Genomic DNA, 5,049 nt, shown 5'->3' with positions numbered 1-5,049 from the left:
ACGAGCTCACGGTCTCGGTCGACAAGGACGATATCGAGACCGACAATCTCGGCATCTACGGGCCGATGTTCACCGAGCTCGGCTCCGCCTCGGGCTCGCATTACGACCAGCTCATCTTCGGCTTGCTCAAGGCCGGCTTCAACACCGCTTGCTACGACAAGCAGTACTTCTTCGACACCGACCATCCGGTGCTCGACGCCAACGGCAATGTCACCTCGGTCGCCAACACCGATGGCGGCGCCGGCGCACCCTGGTTCCTGATCGACGACAGCCGCTTCCTGAAGCCGATCATCCTGCAGCGCCGCAAGGGCTGGAACCTTGTCCGCAAGGATCAGGAGACGGACGACAACGTCTTCGACCGCAAGGAATTCGTCTACGGCGTCGACGCCCGCCACAACGTCGGTTTCGGCTTCTGGCAGTTCGCCTGGGGCTCCAAACAGCCGCTCAACAAGGCGAACTACAAGGTCGCCCGCGAGGCGATGATGGGCATGAAGGGCGATTTCGACCGCCCGCTCGGCGTGCGTCCGAAGCTGCTCGTCGTCCCGCCCGGCATGGACGGCCAGGCGCTCGAGCTCATCAATTCCGAGCGCGACGCCGCCGGCGCCACCAACGTCTACAAGGGCACGGCCGAAGTCCTCGTCTGCCCCTGGCTCGCCTGATCGGCGGCGCCCTGTCACGAGCCGCCGACGCCGCCGGCGGCTCCAGAGAGGACGTAACCGGAGACTTCCATGCCCGAGATCGAAAGCCCGGCCGAGAAGGCCCCCGGCATCCGCATCATCAGCCGCGCCCCTGACGGATTCCGTCGTGGCGGCGTCGCTCACCCGGCCGACGCAACCTATCCGGCCGACCATTTCACCGCCGATCAGCTCGAGGCGATCGAGACCGAGCCGCTCCTGACCGTCATCCTGGAAGCCGGCGCCGAGCGCCCGGCCAAGGCGAAGGGCGGCCGCAAAGGCTGACGAGATACCCGAGGGGCGGTCCGGTACGGCTCGCAAGGCCCCCGGCACCTGATGGGAGGCCGGCGTCAGTCGGTCAGGGGTTCAGCCCGCCGCCCACACCAATGCCGGAGCGAAAGCAACCGGGGCAAATCCGGCGATGCCATCGAGGGCTAGCCGGGCGGGGTTGTGAGTAGGCGAGCCGGGCGCGCACTCGGCTGACAGGGGAAAGTCCTCGGGCGGGTGCAATGCCGGCCACCCAGTTTCTAACCGCGAGGTTCGCGATGAAGACGCACACTGGCCTGCCTGTTCATGGATACCGTCCGCAGGATGACGGCGCCGTCGCGCGCGTCAACGCCATGAAACAGGTCGAGGAGGCCCTGCTGCGTACCCTGGACGAGCTCGCCGCGCGCGACGACGTCGATCAGCGCTGGCTTGCCATCGGTCGCAGCCAGATCGAGCAGGGCTTCATGGCCGTCAACCGCTCGATCTTCCGCCCCGCTCGCGTCGAATTGGACTGACCCATGGCCTACGCCACCGTCCAGGACATGATCGGCCGTTTCGGCGAGACGGAGATGCTGCGGCTCTCCTCCGTCGATGGCGTGCTGCCGGACGTGGTCAACCCCGTGCCGGTCGAGCAGGCCATCGCCGACGCCGACGGCATCATCGACAGCTATCTGCGCAAGCGCTACCGCGTGCCGCTCGCGCCGGTGCCGCGCGCCATCGTCAACGCCTCCTGCGTGCTCGCCCGCTACGAGCTCTCGGTCGGCGGCGATCGCGAGCCTGCCGACCAGGTCAAGGCCGGCCGCCGCGACATCGTTGCCTGGCTTACGCAGCTGGCCAACGGCGTCGCGACGCTCGAAGACATCACCCCCATCGTGCCGTCGAGCGCGGCCCAGGCCAGCGATCGCGAGCGCATGTTCGGCCGCCATGGCGAGCGAGGTCTGTGATGGCCGAGCTCGATCCGATCAGCGCCGCCTTTCCCGCCATCGAGGGGCGGCTGCGCCTCTTCTTCGAGGCCAAGGTCTGGGACTTCCACACCGTCGCCGATCCGATGTCGATCGAGGAGTTCAAGGCGATCACGCGCAGGACGCCGCTGCTCGCGCTCGGCTGGCGCCAATTCAACTCAACGAAGTCGGTTGGTCGCCGTTTCCAAGGCGATCTCGGCCTGCGTCTGACGATCGCGGTCAAGCATCCGCTCGACGCCAACAAGCGCTTTCTGGGCGACAGCCGCGGGCCGGGCCTGTTCCCGGCGATCACCTGCGCCGCCGCGCTGCTGAACGGCTTCACCGTCGCGGATCTGGGCACATTCTCGGTGACGGCGATCGCGCAGGCCTATGCCGAGGGTTTCGGCGACCACAACGTCGCGATCGCCACCATGGACATCGGCATCAACGTCGCGATCCCGGACGTCACCGGCGACTTCGCAGCCGCGCCCGCCTTCCTGACCATGCTGAACGAATTCGAGCCTTGGCCCAAAGACCAGGGCCGCGATCGCGACGAACCCATCGATGTGAGGCCCGCGCCATGACGACGGACAAGCGTCTTTATCTGAAGCCGGCCGAGGGCCGGATCGTGCGGCGTCCCGAGGACGGCGAGCTCTGGCCGGCCGAAGGCGACTTCGCCGAGCGCAGCCAGTTCGTGCGCCGCCGCCTGAAGGACGGCGACCTGGTCGAGGCGCAGCCGCCGCGCGCGCCGAAGCCGGCCGGCGACGAGAAGAAGTGAGGGGCCGATGATCAATCTGAACGAGATCCCGTACGACTGGCGCGTTCCCGGCACCCTGGTCGAGAACCGCCCGGTCTATGACCGCATGGGCCTGGTCTCTTTCCCGGCCGTCGCCTACCTCTTCGTGCAGAAGCTGGCGACCGGCACGGCCGAGGCGGCGCGCGCCTATGAGATCACCCGGCCCGAGCAGGGCACGGTGCTGTTCGGCGCCGGCTCGGTCGGCCAGCAGACGGTCCGCGCCTGGAAGAAGGCGAACCGCACCAACCGCGTCTTCGCCATCGCACTGGCGGACGACGCCGCCGGCGTGAAGGAGGTCCGCACCTACACCTTCAGCGGCGCGGGCGCCGGAACGGTCAGCTTCTACATCCAGGGCCGGCGCTATCGCTACAAGGCGCTCTCGTCCATGACGCCGACCCAGCACGCCGCCGCGGCGGTGCTGGCGATCAACGCCGATCCGGACGCTCCGGTCACCGCGACCTCGGCCGTCGCCGTCATGACGACGACCGCCAAGCATGCCGGTGAGGTCGGAAAGCATATCGACGTGCGCTTCCGCAAGACCGCCGAGGACGTGCTGCCCGGCACGCTCGCCATCGCCGAGGCGGTGACGACGCCCGGCTCCGGCAATCCGGACGTCCAGGACATCCTCGACGCGCTCGCCAACACCTGGGTGACCGATATCGTCATGCCCTGGGACGATGCGGCCAATCTCGAACTGGTCACCGAATGGGCGGCCGAGCGCTTCAAGGCCATGGGACGCAAGGACGGCCATGTCTATGTCGGCCATCGCGGCACCTATGGCGCGCTCGGCACCAAGGGCGGCCTCACCAACTCGCCGCACCTATCCGCCATCGGCGCGAACCGCCCCTATCAGGCGCCCTGGGAATTGGCGGCGGCCCTTGGTGGCGTTGCCACCTTCCAGCTCACCAATGATCCGGCCCGCCAGCTGCGTTCGCTGGCGCTGCCCGGCATCGACGCGCCGGATGAAGAGGACTGCTTCACCGAGACCGAGCGCGACCTGCTGCTGCGCCAGGGCATCTCGACCTGGACGCGCCTCGAGGACGGAACGATGGTGATCGAGCGGGTGATCACCACCTACAAGGTCACCAATCTCGGCATCGCCGACACCGCCTTCCTCGACATCATGGTGCCGAAGACGCTGACCCGGATCCGCTACGACTGGGCGAGCTACGTCACGCTGCTCTATCCGCGCCACAAGCTCGCGCCGGACGATAGCGTCGCGGCCAACAACAACGACATCGTGGTCACGCCCAAGCGCATGGCAGGGACCTGGGCGGCGCGCTGCAAGCTCTACGAGCAGCTCGCCTGGATCGTCGAGATCAGGCGCACGCTCGAACTCAGCAAGTTCGAGCTCGATCTCGCCGGCGACAAGAACCGGATGAACGCGCAGCAGCGCATCAACATCATCGGCAACCTGATGGTGCTCGCCGCTGCGCTCGAATTCGAGGCCTGAGAGGGCGCTTCAACCACCTATGAAAGGAGGCCGTCGTGACGCAGGTCCTCGGCATCGTCGACATCGTCTGGCAGGGCCGGAACATCCCGGTCGAGAAGGGCGCGAAGCTCAAGCCCGGCGGCATCACCAACAACCCCGTGGCTTACGGCCGCAAGGTCGGCCGGGCCCAGGAGTTCAAGGGCTCGGAGATCGAGGCGACGACCACGCTCGAGCGCGGCCAGAAGTTTAAGGACCTCTACCAGGTCGGCGAGGGCGAGCTGCAGGTGCAATGCGACACCGGCCAGATCTTCGTCTTCGCCGACGCCTTCCTGGTCGACCAGCGTGAAATCACCGGCGGCGAGGGCGGCAAGGTGACGCTCAAGTGGTCGGCCAGCGAACCCGAGGAGATCGTCGCGTGAGCAAACTCAGCATCAGCCAGCGTGCTCCGGACGCCATCGTCGAGGAAGACGACGGCGAGCAGCCGGCGCGCGGCCCAGCGGTCGTGGTCGAATCCGACGACGATGGTGAGCCGAAGGCCGGCCAGCTGCCTGCGCGCGCGACGCTCAACGACGATGGCTCCGTCACCCTGGCGCTCGTCAAACCGGTGACGCTGACGATCCGCAAGGGCGACAGCGAAAAGCAGGAGACCTATGCCGAGCTCACCTTCCGCGAGCTCACCGGCGCCGATCTGCGCCTGGTCGCCCAGGAGAAGGATGAGATGAAGCGCACCATCCTGACTTTGGCGCGCGCGACCGGCATGACGTCCATCCGCATGAACGTGCTGTTCGACCGGCTGGCACAGCGCGACGTCGGAGGCGCGACGGCGGTCATCGCTTACTTTCAGGAGTGAGTGGCCGGAAGACTGGCCGCTGATCGTCGCCGCCGTCGCCCGCTATTACGGCGGCGGTTTCGTCAGCGCCGAGGCGCTGACCATCGGCG

The 5,049-nt window shown here is 67.4% G+C and carries 9 protein-coding genes; all 9 read left to right on the top strand.

Annotated elements, in window-relative coordinates; all coding sequences use genetic code 11:
• The coding region (locus tag ACFPOB_RS29060) for a Mu-like prophage major head subunit gpT family protein (protein WP_377801679.1) at positions 1-659 on the top strand (659 nt) is incomplete at its 5' end.
• Positions 660-728: 69 nt separating this feature from the next.
• On the top strand, positions 729-959 hold the full coding sequence (locus tag ACFPOB_RS29055; RefSeq protein ID WP_377801678.1) for an HI1506-related protein: 231 nt from the start codon (positions 729-731) through the stop codon (positions 957-959).
• A 224-nt stretch (positions 960-1,183) separates the two neighbouring features.
• The gene (locus ACFPOB_RS29050) at positions 1,184-1,456 is read left to right on the top strand and encodes an Acb2/Tad1 domain-containing protein (protein ID WP_377801677.1); all 273 of its coding nucleotides are present in this window, start codon (positions 1,184-1,186) and stop codon (positions 1,454-1,456) included.
• A 3-nt stretch (positions 1,457-1,459) separates the two neighbouring features.
• The gene (locus ACFPOB_RS29045; RefSeq protein ID WP_377801676.1) at positions 1,460-1,885 is read left to right on the top strand and encodes a gp436 family protein; all 426 of its coding nucleotides are present in this window, start codon (positions 1,460-1,462) and stop codon (positions 1,883-1,885) included.
• A complete protein-coding gene (locus tag ACFPOB_RS29040) occupies positions 1,885-2,466 on the top strand; it encodes a hypothetical protein (RefSeq protein ID WP_377801675.1) in 582 nt (193 codons plus the stop codon). The genes ACFPOB_RS29045 and ACFPOB_RS29040 overlap by 1 nt, the downstream gene beginning before the upstream one ends.
• A complete protein-coding gene (locus ACFPOB_RS29035) occupies positions 2,463-2,660 on the top strand; it encodes a DUF2635 domain-containing protein (protein ID WP_377801674.1) in 198 nt (65 codons plus the stop codon). Before ACFPOB_RS29040 ends, ACFPOB_RS29035 begins: the two co-directional genes overlap by 4 nt.
• A gap of 7 nt (positions 2,661-2,667) precedes the next feature.
• Positions 2,668-4,131: a phage tail sheath subtilisin-like domain-containing protein gene (locus ACFPOB_RS29030; protein WP_377801673.1), complete on the top strand. Its 1,464-nt coding sequence runs from the start codon at positions 2,668-2,670 to the stop codon at positions 4,129-4,131.
• A 35-nt stretch (positions 4,132-4,166) separates the two neighbouring features.
• The gene (locus ACFPOB_RS29025; protein ID WP_377801672.1) at positions 4,167-4,529 is read left to right on the top strand and encodes a phage tail tube protein; all 363 of its coding nucleotides are present in this window, start codon (positions 4,167-4,169) and stop codon (positions 4,527-4,529) included.
• Positions 4,526-4,960: a hypothetical protein gene (locus ACFPOB_RS29020; RefSeq protein WP_377801671.1), complete on the top strand. Its 435-nt coding sequence runs from the start codon at positions 4,526-4,528 to the stop codon at positions 4,958-4,960. Before ACFPOB_RS29025 ends, ACFPOB_RS29020 begins: the two co-directional genes overlap by 4 nt.
• Positions 4,961-5,049: the final 89 nt, after the last annotated feature.

Origin of the sequence: Allobosea eneae, from assembly GCF_042657265.1 — a bacterium.
GTDB lineage: Bacteria > Pseudomonadota > Alphaproteobacteria > Rhizobiales > Beijerinckiaceae > Allobosea > Allobosea eneae.
Note: the sequence above shows the minus strand (reverse complement) of the source record. Positions and strands in the feature narration are given on the sequence as shown.

Excerpts from the sequence above, each read along its gene's own strand:
- ACFPOB_RS29030 (WP_377801673.1), top strand. The coding sequence starts at position 2,668 with ATGATCAATCTGAACGAGATCCCGTACGACTGGCGCGTTCCCGGCACC.
- ACFPOB_RS29045 (WP_377801676.1), top strand. The coding sequence starts at position 1,460 with ATGGCCTACGCCACCGTCCAGGACATGATCGGCCGTTTCGGCGAGACG.
- ACFPOB_RS29055 (WP_377801678.1), top strand. The coding sequence starts at position 729 with ATGCCCGAGATCGAAAGCCCGGCCGAGAAGGCCCCCGGCATCCGCATC.
- ACFPOB_RS29050 (WP_377801677.1), top strand. The coding sequence starts at position 1,184 with ATGCCGGCCACCCAGTTTCTAACCGCGAGGTTCGCGATGAAGACGCAC.
- ACFPOB_RS29040 (WP_377801675.1), top strand. The coding sequence starts at position 1,885 with ATGGCCGAGCTCGATCCGATCAGCGCCGCCTTTCCCGCCATCGAGGGG.
- ACFPOB_RS29035 (WP_377801674.1), top strand. The coding sequence starts at position 2,463 with ATGACGACGGACAAGCGTCTTTATCTGAAGCCGGCCGAGGGCCGGATC.